Annotated in this window: 22 protein-coding genes; 14 read left to right on the top strand and 8 right to left on the bottom strand. The window is 75.2% G+C overall.

Annotated features, from left to right (window positions below):
• The first annotated feature begins 26 nt into the window (after positions 1-26).
• The 6 genes from KPF22_RS09460 to KPF22_RS09435 all read left to right on the top strand — a co-directional run bounded on the left by KPF22_RS09460 (position 27) and on the right by KPF22_RS09435 (position 5624).
• Complete coding sequence (locus tag KPF22_RS09460) at positions 27-629, top strand: phosphoribosylanthranilate isomerase (protein ID WP_208821010.1); 603 nt, start codon at positions 27-29, stop codon at positions 627-629.
• A 149-nt stretch (positions 630-778) separates the two neighbouring features.
• The gene (locus KPF22_RS09455; RefSeq protein ID WP_208821012.1) at positions 779-1534 is read left to right on the top strand and encodes an SDR family oxidoreductase; all 756 of its coding nucleotides are present in this window, start codon (positions 779-781) and stop codon (positions 1532-1534) included.
• Positions 1534-2676, top strand: a complete 1143-nt coding sequence (locus KPF22_RS09450; protein ID WP_208821014.1) for a CaiB/BaiF CoA-transferase family protein — start codon at positions 1534-1536, stop codon at positions 2674-2676. Before KPF22_RS09455 ends, KPF22_RS09450 begins: the two co-directional genes overlap by 1 nt.
• Positions 2673-3314, top strand: coding sequence for a GntR family transcriptional regulator (locus KPF22_RS09445; RefSeq protein ID WP_224401776.1), 642 nt, complete (start codon positions 2673-2675; stop codon positions 3312-3314). Before KPF22_RS09450 ends, KPF22_RS09445 begins: the two co-directional genes overlap by 4 nt.
• A gap of 10 nt (positions 3315-3324) precedes the next feature.
• Positions 3325-4515 (top strand): alpha-amylase family glycosyl hydrolase, encoded by a 1191-nt coding sequence (locus tag KPF22_RS09440; RefSeq protein ID WP_224401775.1) that lies wholly within the window; start codon positions 3325-3327, stop codon positions 4513-4515.
• A gap of 221 nt (positions 4516-4736) precedes the next feature.
• The gene (locus KPF22_RS09435) at positions 4737-5624 is read left to right on the top strand and encodes a hypothetical protein (RefSeq protein WP_224401774.1); all 888 of its coding nucleotides are present in this window, start codon (positions 4737-4739) and stop codon (positions 5622-5624) included.
• 79 nt (positions 5625-5703) lie between these two features.
• Here the strand turns inward: KPF22_RS09435 and KPF22_RS09430 are convergent, their stop codons facing one another.
• A complete protein-coding gene (locus KPF22_RS09430; protein WP_208821020.1) occupies positions 5704-6261 on the bottom strand; it encodes a DUF305 domain-containing protein in 558 nt (185 codons plus the stop codon).
• 63 nt (positions 6262-6324) lie between these two features.
• Entirely contained in the window at positions 6325-6771 is a 447-nt protein-coding gene (locus tag KPF22_RS09425) for a DUF6153 family protein (RefSeq protein WP_208821022.1), read from the bottom strand.
• Between the two features lie 76 nt (positions 6772-6847).
• On the opposite strand from KPF22_RS09425, the gene KPF22_RS09420 reads away from it, so the two are divergent.
• The 3 genes from KPF22_RS09420 (at position 6848) to KPF22_RS09410 (ending at position 9764) form a co-directional block, all read left to right on the top strand.
• A complete protein-coding gene (locus tag KPF22_RS09420; RefSeq protein WP_073577472.1) occupies positions 6848-7129 on the top strand; it encodes a metal-sensitive transcriptional regulator in 282 nt (93 codons plus the stop codon).
• A 38-nt stretch (positions 7130-7167) separates the two neighbouring features.
• Positions 7168-7377: a heavy-metal-associated domain-containing protein gene (locus tag KPF22_RS09415; RefSeq protein WP_224401773.1), complete on the top strand. Its 210-nt coding sequence runs from the start codon at positions 7168-7170 to the stop codon at positions 7375-7377.
• A 194-nt stretch (positions 7378-7571) separates the two neighbouring features.
• Positions 7572-9764 carry a cation-translocating P-type ATPase gene (locus tag KPF22_RS09410; RefSeq protein WP_224402403.1) on the top strand — a complete coding sequence of 731 codons (2193 nt, stop codon included), beginning with the start codon at positions 7572-7574 and terminating at the stop codon, positions 9762-9764.
• A gap of 182 nt (positions 9765-9946) precedes the next feature.
• Here KPF22_RS09410 and KPF22_RS09405 read toward each other — a convergent pair whose 3' ends face one another.
• On the bottom strand, positions 9947-11086 hold the full coding sequence (locus tag KPF22_RS09405) for an FUSC family protein (RefSeq protein ID WP_208821028.1): 1140 nt from the start codon (positions 11084-11086) through the stop codon (positions 9947-9949).
• 193 nt (positions 11087-11279) lie between these two features.
• Between KPF22_RS09405 and KPF22_RS09400 the strand changes: the two genes are divergently transcribed.
• On the top strand, positions 11280-11966 hold the full coding sequence (locus tag KPF22_RS09400) for a gamma-glutamyl-gamma-aminobutyrate hydrolase family protein (RefSeq protein ID WP_224401772.1): 687 nt from the start codon (positions 11280-11282) through the stop codon (positions 11964-11966).
• On the opposite strand, the gene KPF22_RS09395 is transcribed toward KPF22_RS09400, so the two are convergent.
• From KPF22_RS09395 to KPF22_RS09380, 4 genes are all read right to left on the bottom strand, one after another.
• Complete coding sequence (locus KPF22_RS09395; protein ID WP_224401771.1) at positions 11938-14052, bottom strand: xanthine dehydrogenase family protein molybdopterin-binding subunit; 2115 nt, start codon at positions 14050-14052, stop codon at positions 11938-11940. The two genes, KPF22_RS09400 and KPF22_RS09395, sit on opposite strands and share 29 nt — an antisense overlap.
• Positions 14049-15065 (bottom strand): xanthine dehydrogenase family protein subunit M, encoded by a 1017-nt coding sequence (locus KPF22_RS09390; protein WP_208821034.1) that lies wholly within the window; start codon positions 15063-15065, stop codon positions 14049-14051. Before KPF22_RS09390 ends, KPF22_RS09395 begins: the two co-directional genes overlap by 4 nt.
• A complete protein-coding gene (locus KPF22_RS09385; protein WP_208821036.1) occupies positions 15062-15610 on the bottom strand; it encodes a 2Fe-2S iron-sulfur cluster-binding protein in 549 nt (182 codons plus the stop codon). The genes KPF22_RS09390 and KPF22_RS09385 overlap by 4 nt, the downstream gene beginning before the upstream one ends.
• A gap of 78 nt (positions 15611-15688) precedes the next feature.
• A complete protein-coding gene (locus KPF22_RS09380) occupies positions 15689-16255 on the bottom strand; it encodes a TetR/AcrR family transcriptional regulator (protein ID WP_208821038.1) in 567 nt (188 codons plus the stop codon).
• Positions 16256-16385: 130 nt separating this feature from the next.
• Here KPF22_RS09380 and KPF22_RS09375 point away from each other — a divergent pair, with 130 nt between their 5' ends.
• A complete protein-coding gene (locus KPF22_RS09375) occupies positions 16386-17210 on the top strand; it encodes an LLM class flavin-dependent oxidoreductase (protein WP_255624553.1) in 825 nt (274 codons plus the stop codon).
• Positions 17211-17240: 30 nt separating this feature from the next.
• Positions 17241-18494, top strand: coding sequence for an FAD-dependent monooxygenase (locus KPF22_RS09370; RefSeq protein ID WP_224401770.1), 1254 nt, complete (start codon positions 17241-17243; stop codon positions 18492-18494).
• Here the strand turns inward: KPF22_RS09370 and KPF22_RS09365 are convergent.
• The gene (locus tag KPF22_RS09365; protein ID WP_224401769.1) at positions 18446-18901 is read right to left on the bottom strand and encodes a MarR family winged helix-turn-helix transcriptional regulator; all 456 of its coding nucleotides are present in this window, start codon (positions 18899-18901) and stop codon (positions 18446-18448) included. The two genes, KPF22_RS09370 and KPF22_RS09365, sit on opposite strands and share 49 nt — an antisense overlap.
• A gap of 284 nt (positions 18902-19185) precedes the next feature.
• Between KPF22_RS09365 and KPF22_RS09360 the strand changes: the two genes are divergently transcribed.
• Together KPF22_RS09360 and KPF22_RS09355 are read left to right on the top strand one after the other, a co-directional pair.
• Positions 19186-19854: an ABC transporter ATP-binding protein gene (locus KPF22_RS09360; protein ID WP_062396789.1), complete on the top strand. Its 669-nt coding sequence runs from the start codon at positions 19186-19188 to the stop codon at positions 19852-19854.
• Positions 19851-21071: an ABC transporter permease gene (locus KPF22_RS09355; protein ID WP_208821044.1), complete on the top strand. Its 1221-nt coding sequence runs from the start codon at positions 19851-19853 to the stop codon at positions 21069-21071. Before KPF22_RS09360 ends, KPF22_RS09355 begins: the two co-directional genes overlap by 4 nt.
• Positions 21072-21102: the final 31 nt, after the last annotated feature.

Genomic DNA, 21102 nt, shown 5'->3' with positions numbered 1-21102 from the left:
GCCGGGCGCCCCGTAGGGTCGGGCGCGTGTTCGTCAAGGTGTGCGGGCTGCGGACCCCCGGTGACGTCGACGCGGCCGTGGCCGCCGGCGCCGACGCGGTCGGGTTCGTCGTGTACCCGCCGAGCCCCCGCCACGTCGACCCGGCCGACCTCGGCGCGCTCGTCGCCCGGGTGCCGGACGGCGTGCGGTCGGTCGTCGTCGTCGCCGACCTGCCCGCCGACCGGGCCGCGGCGGTGACCGCCGACGCCGGCGCCGACGTGCTGCAGCTGCACGGCCGCTACACCCGCGACGACTTCACCGCGGCCGCCCGCGCGCCGATCACCCTGTGGCGGGCGACCTCGCTGGCCCACGACCCCGACCTCACCGTGGGCCTGTACGGCGAGGACGTGCTGCTGCTCGACTCCCCCGTCGCCGGGTCCGGCGAGCGCTGGGACGCCGAGGCGCTCGACCCGCGACCGGCCGGGAGGTGGCTGCTCGCGGGCGGGCTGGACCCGGACACCGTCGCCACCGCGGTGCGCCGCGTCCGTCCCTGGGGCGTCGACGTCTCCAGCGGCGTCGAGTCGTCCCGCGGCGTGAAGGACCACGCCCGCGTCCGCGACTTCGTCGCCGCCGCCCGCGCCGTCGGCTGAGGACCGCGCGGCCGATCCGATCAGCACGTCTCCGCCCCACCGGGGCCGCAACGTGCTGATCGACGCGGCTCGACCTCGAGGATGCATGATCTCGCCGGATCGTGCATTATTCCGGTGATCAGGCACCGTCTCGACGTCGAGGAGCCGTCATGGCCGCGGGCGCACTGCAGGGCAAGGTCGCGATCGTCACCGGGGGTGCGTCCGGCATCGGCCGGGCCACGGCCGGGCGGTTCGTCGAACAGGGGGCGTCGGTCGTCGTCGCCGACCTGGACGGGCAGGCGGCGGAGCGCGCCGCCGCCGAGCTCGGTGAGCGGGCGGTCGGACTCCGGGTCGACGTCACCGACGCCGCGGCGAACGCCGCCGCCGTCGAGCGGGCCGAGGCCGCGTTCGGCCGGCTGGACCTGCTGTCCTGCAACGCCGGGCTCACCGGATTCCCCGTCCCCGCGCTCGACGCCGACCCCGAGGAGTTCTCGGCGATCTTCGACGTCAACGTGAAGGGCGTCTGGCTCGGCGTTCGGGCCGCGGTGCCCGCGATGCGGCGCACCGGCGGCGGCGCGATCACGATCACCGGCTCGGTGATGGGCGAGCGGACCCGTCCCGGGTTCGGCGCCTACGCCTCGTCCAAGGCCGCCGCCAACCACCTCGCCCGGACCCTGGCCCTGGAGCTCGCGCCCGACATCCGGGTCAACTGCCTGGCCCCGGTCGCCACCGACACCCCGATGCTGCCGAAGTTCCTCGGTACCGAGGACCCCGAGGCCGCCCGCGAGCGCTTCGTCGCGGGCATCCCGCTGGCCCGGCTCGCGGACGCGGGTGACGTCGCCGACGCCGCGGTGTTCCTCGCCTCCGACGCCGCCGCGTTCCTGACCGGCGTCGTCCTGCCCGTCGACGGCGGGCGGAGCATCTGATGGCGCTCCCCCTGGACGGGCTGCTCGTCGTGTCCTGCGAGCAGGCCGTCGCCGCCCCGCTGGCGACCCGGCACCTCGCCGACCTCGGCGCCCGCGTCATCAAGATCGAACGCGAGGGCTCGGGCGACTTCGCCCGCGACTACGACGAGACCGTCCACGGCATGTCCAGCCACTTCGTGTGGCTGAACCGGTCCAAGGAGTCGGTCACCCTCGACCTCAAGTCCGCCGACGGCCGCGCCACGATGCTGCGGCTGCTGGACCGGGCCGACGTGTTCGTGCAGAACTTCGCCCCGGGCGCCGCCGAGCGGCTCGGGCTCGGCGCCGCGGCGCTGCGCGAGCGGTACCCGCGGCTGGTGACCTGCTCGATCTCCGGCTACGGCTCGTCCGGCCCGTACCGCGACGCCAAGGCCTACGACCTGCTCATCCAGTCCGAGGCCGGGCTGGTCTCGATCACCGGCACCGAGGACGCGCCCGCGAAGAGCGGCATCCCGGCCGCCGACATCGGCGCCGGCATGTACGCCTTCTCGGGCATCCTGTCCGCGCTCTACGAGCGGGAACGCACCGGGCAGGGCACCGACCTGGAGGTCAGCCTGTTCGACTCGCTGGTGGAGTGGATGGGCTACCCGCTCTACTACGCCGGCTATGGCGGCACCGCCCCGCAGCGGACCGGCACCAGCCACGCCGCGATCGCCCCGTACGGCACCTTCTCCGCCGGGGACGGCACCGACGTCGTCCTGTCGATCCAGAACGAACGGGAGTGGGCGACGTTCTGCGAGGTCGTGCTGGGACGCCCGGAGGTCGCGACCGACCCGCGGTTCGCGAGCGGCCGGGCCCGCGTGGAGAACCGACCCGACCTGCACGCCGAGATCGACACCGTGCTCACGGGCCTGACCGGCGACGAGCTCGTCGCGCGGCTGGTGGAGGCGCGGATCGCGCACGCCCGGCAGCGCGAGGTCGGCGAGGTGCTGGAGCACCCGCAGCTCGCCGCGCGCGACCGGTGGACCGAGGTCGGCAGCCCGGTCGGGCCGCTGCGCGCACTGCAGCCGCCGATCACCGTCGCCGGACGGACCGCGCGGATGGATCCCGTCCCGGCCGTCGGCGAGCACACCGACGCCGTCCTCGCCTGGCTCGACGAGCGGTGAGCACCAAGCGGGACCGGATCGTCGACGAGCTGCGCCGCGACATCCTCGGCGGCGGCCTCGCCCGCGGGACGCCGCTGCGCCAGGACGAGCTGGCCCGCCGCTTCGGCGCGTCCATCACCCCGGTCCGCGAGGCGCTGAGCCTGCTGTCCGCCGAGGGGCTGGTCGTCGCCGAGCACCACCGCGGGGTGCGGGTCGCCGGCGTCGACGTGGACCGGGTGACCGCGACCTACGTGGTGCGCCGGCTCACCGAGGCCCACGCGGTCCGCCGCGCGACGCCGCGGGTCTCGCGGCACGACCTCGCCCGGGCCCGTGCCGTCCTCGACCGCCCCGCCGACGACCCGGCCGCCGCCCGCGAGCGGAACCGCGAGTTCCACTTCCTGCTCTACGACCGGTGCGGCGTGCCCGCGCTGCCGGAGCGGATCGCCGCGCTGTGGCAGGCGTTCCCGTGGGACCTGACCCTGCACGACGACGACCGCGCCGCCGCCTCGGCCGCCGAGCACCGGGCGATCCTCGACGCGGTGACCGACGGCGACGCCGACCGGGCCGCCGTCGCGACCGAGGAGCACGTGGCGGCCGGGTTCGCCTCGTTGCTCCGCGCGCTCGGCGGGGCGCGGGCCGGGGACCCGTTCGACGACTAGGGTCGCGCGGATGGACTGGGTACGGCATGCGATCTGGTGGCACGTGTACCCGCTGGGGTTCACCGGGGCCCACCCCGACCGCGGCGACGGCGCGGACCACTCGCTGCGGCGGATCATCGGCTGGCTCGACCACGCCGTCGCGCTGGGGGCGAACGGACTGCTGCTCGGCCCGGTGTTCGCCTCGGCCACCCACGGCTACGACACCACCGACCACCTGCGGATCGACCCGCGCCTGGGGACCGACGCCGACTTCGACGCGCTCGTCGCGGAGGCGAAGGGACGCGGCCTGCGGATCCTCCTCGACGGCGTGTTCAACCACGTCGGCCCCGAGCACCCGCGGCTGCTCGCCGCCCGCGCCGACCCCGGCGGGCCGGACGACGCCTGGTTCCGGCACACCGACGACGGGGAGATCGCCGTCTTCGAGGGCCACCCCGGCCTGCACACCCTCGACCACGACAACCCCGCCGTCCGCGACCACGTCACCGACGTGCTGTGCCACTGGCTCGACCGCGGCGCCGACGGGTGGCGGCTCGACGCCGCCTACACCGTCCCCGACGACTTCTGGGCCGACGTGCTCCCCCGCGTCCGCGAGCGCCACCCGGACGCCTGGTTCCTCGGCGAGGTCATCCACGGCGAGCACGACGCGGTCACCGCCGCCACCACGATCGACGCGCTCACCCAGTACGAGCTGTGGAAGGCGATCTGGTCGAGCCTCAACGACGGCAACCCGCACGAGCTGGCGTGGGCGCTGCAGCGCCACGACCGGTTCGTCGCCGCCGCGGTGCCGAACACCTTCGTCGGCAACCACGACGTCACCCGGCTCGCGTCGCAGCTGCACGACCGCCGCCACATCGAGCTCGCCGTCGCCGTGCTGTGCACGGTCGGCGGCACGCCGTCGGTGTACGCCGGCGACGAGCTCGGTCTGACCGGGGTCAAGGAGGAGCGGGCAGGCGGCGACGACGCGGTCCGCCCCGAGTTCCCCGCCGACGGGTCCCTCCCCTCCGGCGCCGACCCGCACGTCCTGGCCGTGCACCAGGAGCTGATCGGCCTGCGCAGGCGCCACCCCTGGCTGTACGACGCGCGGACCGAGGTGGCCGAGGCCACCGACGACCGGCTCGTCTACGTCAGCCACGGCGACGGTGGCGCCCTGCGGGTCACCCTCGACTACGCCGCGGGCACCTGGGACGTCCAGGACGTCTGACCGACCTCGGCAACAGGTGGATCACGGTTGATCCTTCCGGCCGAGCGGCACGCCACTCGCAGCACCGCGACGGCCGGTGGTCGCGGACCGGCCCCACGCGGACAACCCGATCCGTACGGTCGATCACGGAACGGTCACGGTCCTGATCCCCAGCAGGACCCGCGCGCCCCGCTCCCCAGGCACCCGGGCGCAGCCGTCTCCGACGAGGAAGGACGCCCTGCGTGCCGAGGAACATCCCCGGCTCCGTGGCGGCCCGGCGCTCCCCGAGCCGGACCGACCCGAGCCGACCCCTGCCGTCGACGACCGTCGTCACCCGTGACCTCGGCCCGGAGCGGGGCGGGAGGCACCGCCGCGCGGGGCGGGCCCGCACCCTGCAGGCACTCACCTCCGCGCTCGCCGGTGGCGGCCTCGTCGCCGCGCACGCCGCGACGGGCGGTGGGCTCCCCCGGGTCGACGACCTCGCGTTGCAGGCGTTCAGCACCCCGGCCGCGGACGCCTCGCTCGCCGACGCGGTCCCGGCCACGCCGACGGCGCACGCCGGCGCGGCCCGGTCGCTGGCCGAGCCGCCGCCCCCGGTCGACGTCGACGCGATCGTCGGCGCCGCGGACGGTGCGGTCGGCTCCGCGGTGAAGGCCCGCGACGAGGCGCGCGAGCGCGCCCGTGCCGCCGCGCGCGAGGCACGGGATGCGGCCGCCCGCGCCGCCGACTCCGCGCGGTCCTCGGCCGGGACCTCCGGCGCCCCCTCGGGTGGCGGCCCGACCGGGCCCACCACGTGTGCCCTGGGCACCGCGGGCATGGAGGGCGTCGCCGCGAACGTGGCGGCGGCCGGGGAGAAGCTGCGCTGCCTGTTCGGCGTCGACTCCGTGCTGGGCATCGGCAGCCGCGGCAACGCCTCCGACCACCCCAGCGGCAAGGCCCTGGACTTCATGGTCGACAAGGCGACGGGCGACCGGCTCGCCGCCTACGCCCGGCAGAACCGGGACGACCTCGGGATCTCCTACATCATCTGGCAGCAGCGCATCGACACCGGCAGCGGCTGGAAGGCCCAGGAGGACCGGGGCGGGGCGACGGCGAACCACATGGACCACGTGCACATCTCGTTCACCTGACATCGCGACGACGATCGCCGCGTCCGAGGGGTCCGGTGCCGTTCCCGGCACCGGACCCCTCAGCCGTGACGATCTCCGCTCAGCCCAGCAGCGTCCGCATCTCCGCGATCTCCGCCTGCTGGGCGTCGACGATCCGCTGCGCCAGCTCCCGCGCCCGCGGGTCCACCCCGGCGTCGAGCTCGGCGCGGGCCATGGTCACCGCCCCCTCGTGGTGGGCGATCATCATCTGGAGGAACGACCGGTCGAACGCTGCGCCGGACGCGCGCCCCAGAGCGGCCATCTGCTCGTCGGACATCATCCCGGCCATCCCGGCCATGTCGCCGTGACCGCCGTGGTGGTCCGCGGCGGGCGCGGCGCCCCACTCGGCCAGGAACCCCTGGAGCCGTCCGATCTCCGGGCCCTGGGCCGCCTCGATCCGGGCGGCGAGGTCGCGCACCCGGGCTCCGGCGCGGCCGTCGGCGAGCCGCGCCATCGCGACCGCCTGCTCGTGGTGCGGGATCATGCCCTGGGCGAAGGCGACGTCGGCGCTGCTCGACGAGGCCGCGGGCGGGGTGGACGCTCCCCCGCCGGCACAGCCGGTCAGGACGAGGGCGGCGGCCAGTGCCGTGGCGGCGAGCGCCACGTTCGTGCGTGTCATGTGTCGGTACTCCCGTGTCGTGGGTGCTCGGCGGCTCCGGCGCTCTCCCGCGCCGGAGGCCGGTCACGTCCGCGACACGCAGAGCAGCGCGAGCCGCCGCGGGACCGGGGGCGGACGGGCCGCCGGTGCGGTCCGCGGACTCCCCGGACCGGCCGGCCCCCGCGACGACGGCAGCGGCACGACCCCGGCCAGCAGCACCGCCGCGGCCAGCACGACCCCGGCCGCGAGCACGGCCAGGCACAGGTGCAGCAGGTGCGACGCCCCGTCGTGGGGCGCGCCGTGCGGGTCGGGATGCGCAGCCCCCGGTTCCCCGGCGGGCGCGACCCCGTGCGGGCCGGGATGCGACGGCCCCGGGGAGTCGTGGAGCGTGCCCCCGTGCGTGACGACGGGTGCGGCGGCGGGAGCGTGGTGTACACCGGAGGACGCGGGCGGCGCCGCGAGCGCGTGCATCCCCAGCAGCCCGAGCAGCACCGGCAGCACGAGCACGAGCAGCCGGGTCCGGTCCGTCACACCCCGCACGCTACCGCCACGGTGGATACCGTTACCCCCTAGGGGTATGATGACGGTGGACCCCGAGGAGGACGCGATGCCCGGCTACGCCGACACCAAGGACGCGCACGTCAAGCGGATGCGCCGGATCGAGGGCCAGGTCCGCGGCATCACGAAGATGATCGAGTCCGACAAGTACTGCATCGACGTGCTGACCCAGGTCGCCGCGGTCAACAAGGCCCTCGAGGCCGTCGCGCTGGGTCTGCTCGACGAGCACCTGAAGCACTGCGTCGCCGACGCCGCCACCGAGGGTGGCCCCGTCGCCGAGGAGAAGATCCGGGAGGCCAGCGCGGCGATCGCCCGGCTGGTCCGGTCCTGAACCCCGATGTTCCCCAACCCCGAACGGGAGAGAGCACGATGAGCACCGCCAGCTACACCGTCACCGTCACCGGCATGACCTGCCAGCACTGCGTCGCCTCGGTCACCGAGGAGATCAGCGAGATCGCCGGCGTCACCGACGTGGCCGTCGACCTGCCGACCGGCGCCGTCACCGTCACCAGCGACGACGAGATCTCCCCCGACGCCGTCCGTGACGCCGTGCACGAGGCGGGTTACCAGCTCGTCTGAGCACCCCTGACCACCCACCCGGCGCGGGTCGCCACCGCCACCCGCGCCGGGTCACCCCCGGAGGACCGACCATGAGCGACACGTCCCCGGCCCACGGACCCGTCACCGCCCTGCCCCGCGCAGCCGCGACCGGGACCGTCGCCGAGAACGGCGCGGGCAGCACCGTCACCGAGATCGAGCTCGCCGTCGGCGGCATGACCTGTGCGTCCTGCGCCAACCGCATCGAGCGCAAGCTCAACAAGCTCGACGGCGTCACCGCCACCGTCAACTACGCCACCGAGAAGGCGCGGATCAGCGCCCCGGGCGGCGTCGGGCTCGACACCCTGCTCGGGACCGTCGAGGCCGCCGGCTACACCGCCACCCCGCCGAGCGCCGGAGCCGACGAGGATCCCGAGCGCGACCTGCGCGACCTGCGGAACCGGCTCATCGGCGCCGCCGTGCTGTCGGTGCCGGTCGTCGTCCTCGCGATGACGCCCGCGTGGCAGTTCGTCGGCTGGCAGTGGGTGTCGCTGCTGCTGACGCTGCCGGTCTGGGGCTGGGCGGGCGCGCCGTTCCACCGCGCCGCCTGGACGAACCTGCGCCACGGCGCCGCCACGATGGACACCCTCGTCTCGATGGGGACGACGGCCGCGCTCGCCTGGTCGCTCTACGCGTTGTTCCTCGGCACCGCCGGGATGCCCGGCATGGTGCACCCCTTCGAGCTGACGATCTCGCGCACCGACGGCAGCGGGAACATCTACCTGGAGGTCGTCGCCGCGGTCGTCACGTTCGTGCTGGCCGGGCGCTACGTCGAGCTCCGCTCCCGGCGCCGGGCCGGTGCCGCGCTGCGCGCGCTGCTGCAGATGGGCGCGAAGGACGTGACGGTGCTCCGCGACGGCGCCGAGGTGCGCGTCGCCGTCGACGACCTCGCCGTGGGCGAGGAGTTCGTCGTGCGCCCCGGGGAGAAGGTCGCCACCGACGGCGAGGTCGTCGACGGCCGCTCGGCGGTCGACGTCTCGATGCTGACCGGTGAGTCGGTTCCGGTCGAGGTCCGGGCCGGGGACACCGTCGTCGGCGGGTGCGTGAACTCCGGCGGGCGGCTCGTCGTGCGGGCCACCCGGGTCGGCTCGGACACCGCGCTCGCCCAGATGGCGCGGCTGGTCGAGGAGGCGCAGAACGGCAAGGCCGAGGTCCAGCGCCTGGCCGACCGGATCTCCGCGGTGTTCGTGCCCGTCGTCGCCGTGATCGCCGCCGCGACGCTGCTGGTCTGGATCCTGACCGGCGCCCTCGCCTCGACGGCGTTCACCGCCGCCGTCGCCGTACTGATCATCGCCTGCCCCTGCGCGCTCGGGCTGGCCACGCCGACCGCGCTGCTGGTCGGCACCGGGCGCGGCGCCCAGACCGGCATCCTGATCAAGGGCCCCGAGATCCTGGAGTCCACCCGGCGGGTCGACACCGTCGTGCTCGACAAGACCGGCACCGTCACCACCGGGACCATGGCGCTGACCGGCGTGCACACCGCCGACGGCACCGACGAGGCGACCGCGCTGCGCCTCGCCGGGGCCCTCGAGAGCGCCTCGGAGCACCCGGTGGCCGCCGCGATCGCCGGTGCGGCGACCGAGCGGGTCGGTGACCTGCCGGCCGTCACGGACTTCACCAACCACGAGGGCCTCGGCGTGCAGGGCGTCGTCGACGGCCACGCCGTGCTCGTCGGCCGTCCGCGGCTGCTGGAGCAGTGGTCGGTCCCGCTGCCGGACGACCTCGCCGCGGTCGCCGCGGACGAGGCCGCGCGGGGCCGTACGACGGTCGCCGTCGCGTGGGACGGGGCCGCCCGTGCCGTGTTCGTCGTCGCCGACACCGTGAAGCCGACGTCGGCCGAGGCGATCGCGGAGTTCCGCAGGCTCGGGCTGCGCCCGGTGCTGCTCACCGGGGACAACCGGGCCGTCGCCGAGACCGTGGCCCGTGAGGTCGGCATCGAGCCCGGCCCGGACAGCGTCGTCGCCGACGTGCTCCCCGCGGACAAGCTCGCCGTGGTGGAGCGGCTCCAGGAGCAGGGCCGGGTCGTCGCGATGGTCGGCGACGGGGTGAACGACGCGGCCGCGCTCGCCCGGGCCGACCTGGGCCTGGCCATGGGCACCGGCACCGACGTGGCGATCGAGGCGTCGGACATCACCCTGGTCCGGGGTGACCTGCGGGCCGCGGCCGACGCCGTCCGGCTCTCCCGGCGCACCCTGGGCACGATCCGGGGCAACCTGTTCTGGGCGTTCGCCTACAACACGGCCGCGATCCCGCTGGCCGCGTTCGGACTGCTCAACCCGATGATCGCGGGGGCGGCGATGGCGTTCAGCTCGGTGTGCGTGGTGCTCAACAGCCTGCGGCTGCGCCGGTTCCGCCCGCTGGCGGACTGACCCCTGCTCGGCGTCGTCGTCGGCGCGGAACTCCGACGACGCCCTTCCGACAGGTCTCGGTCCAGGGTTGGGGGCGGCCCCGCCGGCTGCAGGATCTCAACCGACAGGACCTGGGCCGGCGTACGCCCCGGGTACGAGCGCCGACATGGACCTGACGTACCCCGTCGGCGGCCGCCCACACGTCACCGGTCCGCCGGATGCAGATCCGGGCTGCGGTCGGCCGGTCCGGCGTGCAGGTGGTCCAGGCAACGCCGCAGGTGCAGCACGATCCCCGACGCGGCGAGGCTGTCCTCCCAGCCCGCGCGCTGGGAGTCGAGCCGGTCGGTGACCCGGTCCAGCGCTTCCCGGGCGGCGGCCAGGTGGCGGCGGTGCCCGTCGAGCCCGGCGGGTGCGGGGCCGCGGGTCAGGTGCGCGAGGTCCGCCGACCGGATCGCGGTGGCCAGGTCGCCCATCGCCTCCGCGACCGGGGTGCGCAGCGCGGGGTCGAGGACGAGCACGGTGCGCTCGGCCCACGCCGTCTGGGCCAGGACCGTGCTGATGTCGCGGACGAGCACCGCGAGCTGCTCCAGGGTCTGCGCGGCCTCGTAGAGCTGCTGGCCGCGGGCCCGGTAGGCACGTGCCCGCAGGTTGGCCCGCCGGCCGGCGTCGGCGGAACGGACCGCCTCCCGGGTCGCGTCGATCAGGGGCTCGAAGTGGTGGCGGTGGCGTGTCCACTCCTCGCGCTCCGGCGGCCACTGCTCGGCCAGGACCTCGGCCATCTCCTGCAGGTGGTCGGCGATGCCGTCACGCAGCCGCGCCACCACGCGGTGCGCGCGGGCGTTCTGCGGCGGGGGCGGCAGGACCAGGGTGACCGCGACCCCCACGAGCACCCCCAGCAGGGTCTGCCCCAGGTAGCCGGCCATGAACCCGGACGGGTCGGTGGCTCCGATGAGGATGGTGAACAACGCCGCGGTCGGGATCAGGTCCCGGGCGGTGGCCAGCACGGGGACGGCACCCGCCGCGATCCCGGCCAGCACAGCCGCGGCCACCGCCCACCACTGCGCGCCGCCCAGGTGCAGGGCGGCGGCGCCGAGACCGACACCGAGCCCGGTGGCGAGCACGGCGTGCAGGCTCTGGCGCAGCGAGTCGAAGACGGTCGGGTAGCAGACGAGCAGGGCACCGAGCGGTGCGTAGTAGGGGTACTGGCCGAGCACACCGGGGACGAGGGTGGCGAGGTACCAGGCCGCGCCGGCTGCGGCGCCGGCCCGCCACGCCAGTCGCATGCGGTGGCGCAGCCCCTCGGTGAACGGGGAGGCCGGGGAGTTCGGGTGGTGCGGGATCAACGACGGCTCCGTCGGTCGTGCAGGTGATACGGGAAGCGGGGCCGGCTGTTCGACCGCGGAGGAGCCCTGGCCACCCGACGGCCGCGGGGAACGCGGTGGAGTCCGGGGTGGCGCCGTGCGCACACGGGCGCGGGCCGCCGGAGGACTACCCACGACCGCGCGGCACAAACCCGGGCGGTGGCACGATGTGCCGGTGCGCGCCATCGTGATCGGCCACGACCACGTCGCCGGCCTCGGAGCGCTGGGACCGGCCCTGGAACGACGCGGGATCCGTCCGGAGTGGACGACGGTGGTGCCCGCGGACCGGTACGACACCCCGGACGTCGACGCCGCGTTCCCCGACCCGACGGGGGCCGGCCTGGTGGTCACCCTCGGCGCGCCGTGGCCGAGGGAGCGGATCGCGGGGTGGGCGGTCCGTGAGGTCGCGTTCCTGCGCCGGGCGCACGACGCCGGTGTGCCGGTGCTGGCGATCTGCTTCGGCGCCCAGCTCCTCGCCGAGGCGCTCGGCGGCTCCCGGACGACGCTGCCGGCCGCCCGGATCGGATGGCACCCGGTCGACCCGGCCGACGGCCGCCTCCCGGCCGGGCCGTGGTTCTGCTGGAACGCCGAGCAGCTCGTCGCGCCGCCCGGGGCGGAGCTGCTCGCCACCGGCGGGGCCGGACACGAGGCGTTCGTGGCCGGTCGCAGCGTGGGCGTGCAGTTCCACCCCGAGATGACCGTTGACCTGCTGGAGCGCTGGTACACCCTCGGTGTGCCCGGCGGCCTCGACGCGCGGGGCCTGCGGGCGGCGACGGCGGCCCAGGACCCGCAGCGGCTCGCCGAGCGGGCCGAGCGGGTCCTGGCGCTCGCGCTCAGACCCCCAGGAAGTGCTCCAGGGTGATCGGCAGCGACCGGACCCGCACGCCGGTGGCGTGGTGGGCGGCGTTCGCGACGGCCGCGGCCACCCCGACGATCCCGATCTCCCCGATCCCCTTGGCGCCCACCGGGTTGACGTGCGGGTCGTCCTCCTCGACCCACTCGGCGTCGATGTCGCCGACGTCGGCGTTCGCCGCCACGTGGTAGCCGGCGAGGTCGTGGTTGACGACGTGCCCGTGGGCCGGGTCGACGACGCCCTCCTCGTGCAGCGCCATCGACAGCCCCCACACCATCCCGCCGAGGAACTGCGAGCGCGCGGTCAGCGGGTTGAGGATGCGGCCCGCGGCGAACACCCCCAGCATCCGCGGCACCCGGATCTCGCCGGTGTCGGCGTGCACCGCGACCTCGACGAAGTGCGCCCCGTGCGCCCCCATCGCGTACTCGGCCATCGCCGGGTTGTGCCCGGCGACGCCGTCGGCCTCCGCCGCGTCCTCGGGGTCGGTGCCCCACTTGTCGCGGAACCGGTCGGCGGCCTCGACGATCGCCGTCGCCCAGGACGCGGTACCCGCCGACCCACCGGCCATGGTCGCGTGCGGCAGCCCGGTGTCGCCGAGGTTCAGGTCGACCTGCGCGGGCGGCACCCCGAGCGCCTCGGCCGCGATCTGGGTGAGCACCGTGCGTGCGCCCTGCCCGATGTCGGCCGCGGCGATGTCCACCCGGTAGCGGCCCGGCGCACCGGCACCGCCGTCGGCGTACCGGATCGCGGCGGCGGAGCCGGGCATCGCGAAGGTCGGGAAGAACGCGGCGGCGACGCCGGTGCCGTGCCACCAGCCGTCGACGAGCCGGGTGCGCGGGCGCGGGTCCCGGTCGGCCCAGCCGAACCGCTCGGCGCCGCGCCGCAGGCAGGCCACGAGGTTGCGGCTGGAGAACGGCCTGCCGGTGTCGGGGTCGACGTCGGGCTCGTTGCGGATCCGCAGCTCGACCGGGTCGATCCCGAGCGCGACGGCGAGCTCGTCCAGCGCGGACTCCGCGCCGAAGCTGCCGGGCGCCTCGCCGGGTGCGCGCATGTACGTCGGCGTGGACAGGTCCAGCGGCACGACCCGGTGCGAGGTCCGCCGGTGCGGCGACGCGTAGAGGTGCCTGCTGATCACTGCGGTCGGCTCGCCGAACTCGGCCATCCGCGCGCCGGACTCGACGACGTCGTGGGCGAGGGAGTGCAGCCGCCCGTCGGTCCCGGCACCGAGCCGGACCCGCTGCACGGTCGCCGGGCGGTAGCCGGTCAGGTCGGTCATCTCTCGGCGGGTCAGCGCCAGCTTGACCGACCGTCCGGGGACCGCCCGGGCGGCGACGACGGCCAGCACCGACCCGCCGTGCAGCGTGCCCTTGGTACCGAACCCGCCGCCGACGTGCGGTGAGACGACGGTGACGTCGTCGTCGCCGATACCGAACATCTGCGCGACCTCGCGCCGGGCCGACCACACCGCCTGCGAGGCCTCGAACAGCGTGAGGTGGTCGCCGTCCCAGCGGGCGACGGTGCTGTGCGGCTCCATCGGGTGGTGGTACTCGATCGGCGTCCGGTAGGTGGCGTCGACCTGCACCGGGGCCGCGGCGAACGCGGCGTCCGGGTCGCCGGTGGTGGCGTCCGGCGGGAACGCGACGACGACCTCGGGGGTGTAGGCCTCCGGCGAGGCCGGGTCGAACGCGGTGGTGGCCGGCTCGGCGTCGTAGGTGACGACGACCAGGCCCGCCGCCTCCCGGGCCGCCTCGGCGGTCTCGGCGAGCACGGCGGCGACGTACTGGCCGCGGTGGTGCACCTCGCCGGACTGCAGCACCGTCTGTTCGGGGGTGGCGCTGCCGTCGATCCGGGGCGCGGTGTCCGGGGTGAGCACCGCGACCACCCCGGGGACCGCGGCCGCGGCGGTGGTGTCGACGGCGCGGACCCGGCCGCGGGCGACCGTCGCGCCGACGCCGCGCAGGTGCAGCGGGTCGACCGCGTCCTGCTCGTAGGCGTAGACGGCGTTGCCGGTGACCTTGGCGGGGCCCTCGATCCGGGTGTGCGAGGTGCCCGCGGCGCCGTCGGTCGTGGTGCCGGGGGTGACGGTGCTGGTCATGCGGCCTCCGTCCGGTGCGCGGCGAGGCCGCGCAGGGTGGCGGTGACCGTGCCGGCCACCAGCGGGATCTTGAAGGCGTTGCCGCCGACGGCGGTGTCGACGGCGCGGGCGTCGGCGGTCTCGGCCGCCGCGGCGGCGCGGAACGCCTCGTCGGTGGCGGGCCCGCCGAGCAGCGCCTGCTCCGCGCGGTGCGCCCGCCACGGCCGGTGCGCGACCCCGCCGAGGGCGATCCGCACGTCGCGGACGGTGCCGTCGTCGGCGACGTCGAGGGCCGCGGCGACCGACACCAGCGCGAACGCGTACGAGGCGCGGTCGCGGACCTTGCGGTAGGTGGAGTGCGCGGCGACCGGCAGCGCGGGCAGCTCGACCGAGGTGATCAGCTCCCCGTGCTCCAGCACGGTGTCGCGGCCCGGGTCGTCGCCGGGCAGCCGGTGCAGCTCGGTGGCGGCGACGGTGCGCTCCCCGTCCGGGCCGACGACGTGCACGCGGGCGTCGAACGCGGCCAGCGCGACCGCCATGTCCGACGGGTGGGTCGCGATGCAGCCGCCCTCGGGTGCGCCGAGGATCGCGTGGTGGCGGGCCCAGCCGTGCTGCGCGGAGCAGCCCTGCCCGGGGTCGCGCTTGGTGCAGGGCGCGGTGAGGTCGGCGAAGTAGGAGCAGCGGGTCCGCTGCAGCAGGTTCCCGCCGGTCGTCGCCATGTTGCGCAGCTGCCCCGAGGCCCCGGCGAGCAGCGCCGCGGACAGTGCCGGGTAGTCGCGCCGGACCCGCGGGTCCACGGCGACGTCGGTGTTGCGGGCGCCCGCGCCGATGGACAGGCCGCCGTCGGGGGTCGGGGTGATCCCGGTGGGCAGCAGACCGGTGACGTCGACGAGCGTGCCCGGCTCGACCAGGCCCAGCTTGAGGTGGTCGACGAGGTTGGTCCCGCCGGCCAGGTAGGCGGCGGACGGGTCGGCGGAGACGACGGCGACCGCAGCCGCGGCGTCGCCGGGACGGGTGTAGGCGAACGGCTTCACCGCGACGCCCCCGTCCCGGTGGCCACGGCACCGACGGCGTCGACGATGCCGGAGTAGGCGGCGCAGCGGCACAGGTTCCCGGACAGGCGCTCGGCGATCTCGGCGCGGTCCAGCACGGCCGGTCCGTCGCCGGACAGGTCGGCGGTGACCGCGCTGGGGTGCCCGGCGCGGGCCTCGTCCAGCATCCCGACGGCCGAGCAGATCTGGCCGGGGGTGCAGTAGCCGCACTGGTAGGCGTCGTGCGCGACGAAGGCCTCGGCGAGCGGGTGCAGGTCCGCACCGGCGCCGAGGCCGTCGGCGGTGGTGACCGCGGCGTCGTCGTGGGCGACGGCGAGCGAGAGGCAGGACAGCACGCGGCGGCCCGGCCCCTGTTCGCCGGGTGCGGCCAGCAGGACGGTGCACGCACCGCACTGGCCGTGGTCGCAGCCCTTCTTGGCGCTGGTCACGCCGAGCCGGTCACGCAGCGCGTCGAGGACGGTGGTCCGGGTGTCGACCGTCAGCTCGTGGCGACGGCCGTCGACGGTGAGGGAGATCGTGGAGTCCACGATGGTGCGCTCCTTCGGGAGACGGAGTGGAGAGCTCGAAACGGAGCCTCCTCCGGAAATATAGGAACGTTGTTCCGGTTACGCAACCCGGAGGCCCGCGAGGAAGAAGCCGACGGCGCGGCGGGCGTCGTAGGCGGAGTCGTCCTCGGCACCGAAGCACAGGTTGCCGATCCCCCGCAGCACCTCGTAGGCGGTGACGTCGGACGGCAGCTGCCCGGCCTCCCGCGCCGCCCGGACGATCTCCTCCGCCGCCGGCAGCAGGCGCTCCAGGAACAGCTCGTGCAGCGCGGCGGAGCGGCCGTCGTCGTGGACGAGCATCGCGACCAGCCCGTGCTTGGTGACGAGCAGGTCGACGAACTCCCCGACCCAGGCCGTGAGGGCGTCGAACGGCGTCGGACCGGCGTCCAGGCAGGTCCGTGCGGCCGTCGCGCACCCCTCGACCTGGTGCCGGTAGACGGCGACGACCAGGTCGGGCCGGGTCGGGAAGTGCCGGTAGACCGTCCCCACGCCGACCCCCGCGCGGGCGGCGATCGCCCGGACCGGCGCATCGACGCCCGCGGTCACGAACTCGGCCGCGGCGGCCTCGAGCAGGGCGGCACGACTGCGCCGGGCGTCGGACCGGACCGGTTCCCGCTGCACTCCCACCGCACGCTCCCTTGCTGCCCGGAACACTGTTCCGTATCGTACCCGGAACACTGTTCCGTTTCATCGTCCGCACTCGCCCCGCACAGGAGTTCCCGTGTCCCGAGCGTCCATCGGCATCATGACCGCCCAGATGCAGACCACCTACGACGACCTGCTGCGCGTCTGGCTGGAGGCCGACGAACTGCCCGGCATCGAGCACGCCTGGCTGTTCGACCACCTCATGCCGATCGGTGGCGACCCACTGGGACCGACCCTCGACGGCTGGACCACCCTGTCCGCGCTCGCCGCACGGACCCGACGGCTGCGTCTGGGCCTGCTGGTCACCAGCAACCGGTTCCGCCCACCCGCGGTGCTGGCCAAGATCGCGACGACGGTCGACGTCGTCTCCGGCGGACGGCTCGACCTGGGCATCGGCGTCGGGTCCCGCCCGGACCACCCGCTCGCCCGCCGCGAGTACGAGGCGCACGGCCTGCCCTTCGCCGCCACCGCCGACGCCGTCACCGCGCTCGACGAGGCCTGCAAGGTGATCCGGCGGCTGTGGACCGAGACCGAGCCGTTCGACGTCGACGGCGAGCAGGTGCGGCTCACCGGCGCGTTCGGCAGCCCGAAGCCGGTGCAGGCCCGTCCGCCGATCGTGATCGGCGGACGGGCCAGGGCGACGCTGCGGATCGCGGCCCGGCACGCCGACGTCTGGAACATCCCCGGCGGCGACCTCGACGACGCCGTCGCCCGCAGCGCGCTGCTCGACGAGCTGTGCGCCGACATCGACCGGGACCCGGCGGAGATCACCCGGTCGATCCACCTGGGCGTCTCCTACGACGACCCGGCGGACGCCCGCGAGCGGGTGTCCGCCGCCGTCGGCGCGGGCTTCGGGCACGTGGTCCTCGGGCTGCCCGCCCCGTTCCCGCAGGGCGTCGCCCGCTGGGTGGCCGACGAGATCGTCGCGCGGGTTTAGCCGACCCGGTAGTTCGGTCATCTAACTACCATGACCTCCTCCCGGCACGCCCTCATCTCCGGCGCCGGCATCGCCGGCTCCGCGCTCGCCCTGCGCCTGGCCGCGTACGGCTGGCGGACGACCGTCCTGGAGCGCGCGCCGCGGCGGCGCGACGAGGGGCACAACATCGACGTCCGCGGCACCGCCCGCGAGGTCCTGCGCCGGATGGGCCTGGAGGACGCCGTGCGGGCCGCCGGCACCCGCGAGGTCGGCTTCCGCGTGATCGGCGACGACGGGCGCCCGGTCGCCGAGATCCCGATGGACCCGACCGGGTCGACCGACGGTCCGACCGCCGAGCTGGAGATCCTGCGCGGCGAGCTGGCCCGGGTGCTGGTCGAGGCCGCACCGGCGTCCACGACGTTCCGGTTCGGCACCCGGATCACCGGCGTCGAGGACCGGGGTGCCGGCGACGGCCCGGCCCGCGTCGCCCTCGACGACGGCACCACGGTCACCGCCGACCTCGTCGTGGTCGCCGAGGGGCTGCGGTCGCGCACCCGCGACCTGGTGTTCGACGACGTCACCGTCCGTGAGACCGGCCTGTACGGCGCCTACCTGACGATCCCCCGCACCGCCGACGACGACGCCTGGTGGAACTGGTTCCACGAGACCGGCTCGCGCGGGGTGCACCTGCGCCCGGACAACCTGGGCACCACACGCGCCATGCTGACCTTCCTGTCCGGGGTGCGCGGCCTGGAGACCCTCGGCGACGCCGACGTCCGCACCGTGCTGCGGCAGACCTTCGCCGACGCGGGCTGGGTCGCCCCGCGGATCCTGCGCGAGCTCGGCGACGGGCCGGACGGGGCCCCGATGTACTTCGACGCCGTCGGGCAGGTCACGGCCCCGCAGTGGAGCTCGGGACGGGTGGTTCTGCTCGGCGACGCCGCGTACTGCCCGTCGCCGCTGGGCGGCGGGGGCACGAGCCTGGCCCTGATCGGTGCCTACGTACTGGCCGGGGAGCTGGCCTCCCGCCCCGGCGACACCACAGGCGCACTGCGCCGCTACGAGGAGCTGCTGAGGCCCGCGACCGAGCAGGCGCAGAAACTGCCGCCACTGACGCTGGCCAACCCGCGGACCCGGGCCGGGATCCGGACGCTGCGCACCGCGTTCCGGGCCGTCGCGAGCCCGGCCGGGAAGCGGGTCACCGGGCTGCTCGGGGCCACCCCGACCGGCGCGGTCGACGCGTTCCGGCTCCCGGACTACCCGGCGCCGAGCTCGTCGAGCGTGGCGGCGACCGCGCGCAGGTAGCGCTCGACGACCTCGCCCTCGTCGGCGGAGAGGCGGCGGGCGACGTCGTCGAGGGCCCGCACGACCGGCTCCCACTGCGCGAGCCGCGCGCGGAAGGACTCCTCCCGCGAGCGCACGGTGACCCGGCGCCGGTCGTGCGGGTCGGGCACCCGCTCGAGGTGGCCGGCCGCCTCGAGCCGGTCGATCAGCGCGGTGGTCGAGGCCGGCCGCAGGTCCAGCCGCCTGGCCAGCTCGGTCGGCCCGAGCGAGCCGTGCACGTCGAGCAGCCGCAGCGCCCACAGGTCGGTCGGGTGCAGCCCCGCCCGCCGGGCCTGCCTGCCGGTGAACTCGTGGGTGGCCCGGTTCACCGCCTCCAGCGCGACGGTCGGGCCGGCGAGCCCCTCCAGCAGGTGTCGTCGCTCGCCCATGCGGCCTCCCGGCGTCGGTCCACGGCACCGTAGCCGGACGGGCCCGGCCGCATCCGCGGCGGGACCGGTCACGAGGTGGTCACGAATTCGCGACGCCGTTTCGGGGACACCTCCCCGCCCTCGGCCGCCGAATGGGGACGATTCCGCGTTAACTGATCGACGACCCGCAGGTGACGGCCCTGCACAACCATCCACCCGATCGGGTGACGACGCGATTCTGTACACCATTCCCGACGGCGACCCGACCATTTCCCGGAACCGCCCCGTGCGTAATCTCCGGAATCGTGATCGAGCTGGAGGGGGTCTCCAAGGTCTACCGGACCGGAACCCTCGAGCTGCGCGCACTCGACGCCGTGGACCTGCACGTCGACGACGGCGACCTCGTCGCGATCATGGGCCCCTCCGGCTCGGGCAAGTCCACGATGATGAACATCCTCGGCTGCCTCGACGTGCCGAGCTCCGGCGCCTACCGGCTCGACGGCATCGACGTCGGCCGGATGTCGGACAACCGGCTCGCCGACGTCCGGCTGCAGAAGATCGGTTTCGTCTTCCAGTCGTTCAACCTGCTGCCGCGCACCTCGGCGCTGGCCAACGTGGAGCTTCCGCTGGTCTACGCCGGTGGGCGCGACCGCCGGGGCCGGGCGCGGCGCGCGCTGGAGCGGGTCGGGCTCGGCGACCGCGGCGACCACCGGCCCAACGAGCTCTCCGGTGGCCAGCAGCAGCGCGTCGCGGTGGCCCGTGCCCTGGTCACCGACCCCTCGATGATCCTGGCCGACGAGCCGACGGGGAACCTCGACACCGCCTCGACCACCGACGTCATGAACCTGTTCGTGGAGCTGAACGAGAGCGGCCGCACCGTCGTGCTGATCACCCACGAGCCCGAGGTCGCGGAGTTCGCCAAGCGCGTGGTGACCCTGCGCGACGGCCGGATCGTGGGTGACGAGCGCCGATGACGATCTGGGAGTCCGCGCGGATCGCGGTACGGGGCCTGCGGGCCGGGCCGCTGCGGTCGCTGCTGACGATGCTCGGGATCATCATCGGGGTCGCCGCGGTGATCGTGCTGGTCGCGTTCGGCAACGGCCTGCAGCGCTTCGTCGCCGACGCGTTCGGCCCGCTCGCCAACCAGATCCAGATCACCCCGGACCGCGGTGGCATCAGCGGCGGCGGCACCCCGCGCGACCTCACCGACGCCGACGTCCGCGCCCTGCGGGACCGGGCCTCCGCGCCGGCGGTCGCCTCGGTCAGCCCGACGGTGACCGGCTCGGCGCAGCTGCAGCTGGCCGGTGGCGGGAGCGTCCGCAGCGGCGTGACCGGCGCCGACGCCGACTACCTCGACATCACCAACCGGGAGCTGGTCGTCGGGTCGTTCTTCGACGACCGGCAGGCCACGACCCGGGCGAAGGTCGTCGTGCTCGGCCCCAACCCGGTGGCGACGCTGTTCGGCGGCCGGGCCGGCGACGCGCTGGGCTCGGAGGTGCGGATCGGCCGCACCTCGTTCCGGGTGATCGGCGTGCTCGCCGCCAACGGCCAGCAGGACGACGTCGCCGTCATGCCGCTGGGCGCCGCGCGCGCCTACCTGACCGGTGGCGGCGACGTCGTCGACCAGATCACCGTGCGCGCGGTGTCCACCGACGCGGTGCCGCAGGCGGTCGAGCAGGTCACGACGGTCCTCGACGACCGGCACCGCATCGACGACCCGCAGGACCGCGACTACACCGTCACCGCTCTGCAGAGCCTGCTCGACCAGTCCTCGCAGGTCCTGAGCTTCGTGACGATCTTCGTCGCGGCGGTCGCGGGCATCTCGCTGCTGGTCGGGAGCATCGGCGTCGCCAACATCATGCTGGTCACGGTGACCGAGCGGACCCGCGAGATCGGCATCCGCAAGGCCATCGGCGCGCGCCGCCGCGCGATCCTGCAGCAGTTCCTCATCGAGGCGATGGTCCTCACCGGCATCGGCGGGGTCATCGGGATCCTGGTCGGCGTCGGTGTGTCCGTGCTGGCCGGGATCGTCCTGCCCCGCCTCGTACCCGACTTCCCCGCCCCGACGGTGTCGGCCGGATCGGTGGTGCTCGCCTTCGGGGTGAGCCTGCTGATCGGTCTGCTCGCGGGCGGTTTCCCCGCCAACCGGGCCGCGCGGATGCGGCCCATCGACGCCCTGCGGCACCAGTGACAGCGCCCGCGACAGCACCGAGGAGCACTTC

The organism is Pseudonocardia sp. ICBG1034 (genome assembly GCF_020131375.1).
In the GTDB taxonomy this organism is placed as follows: domain Bacteria; phylum Actinomycetota; class Actinomycetes; order Mycobacteriales; family Pseudonocardiaceae; genus Pseudonocardia; species Pseudonocardia alni.
The sequence above is the reverse complement of the archived record's forward strand: the minus strand, read 5'-3'. Positions and strand labels throughout refer to the sequence as shown.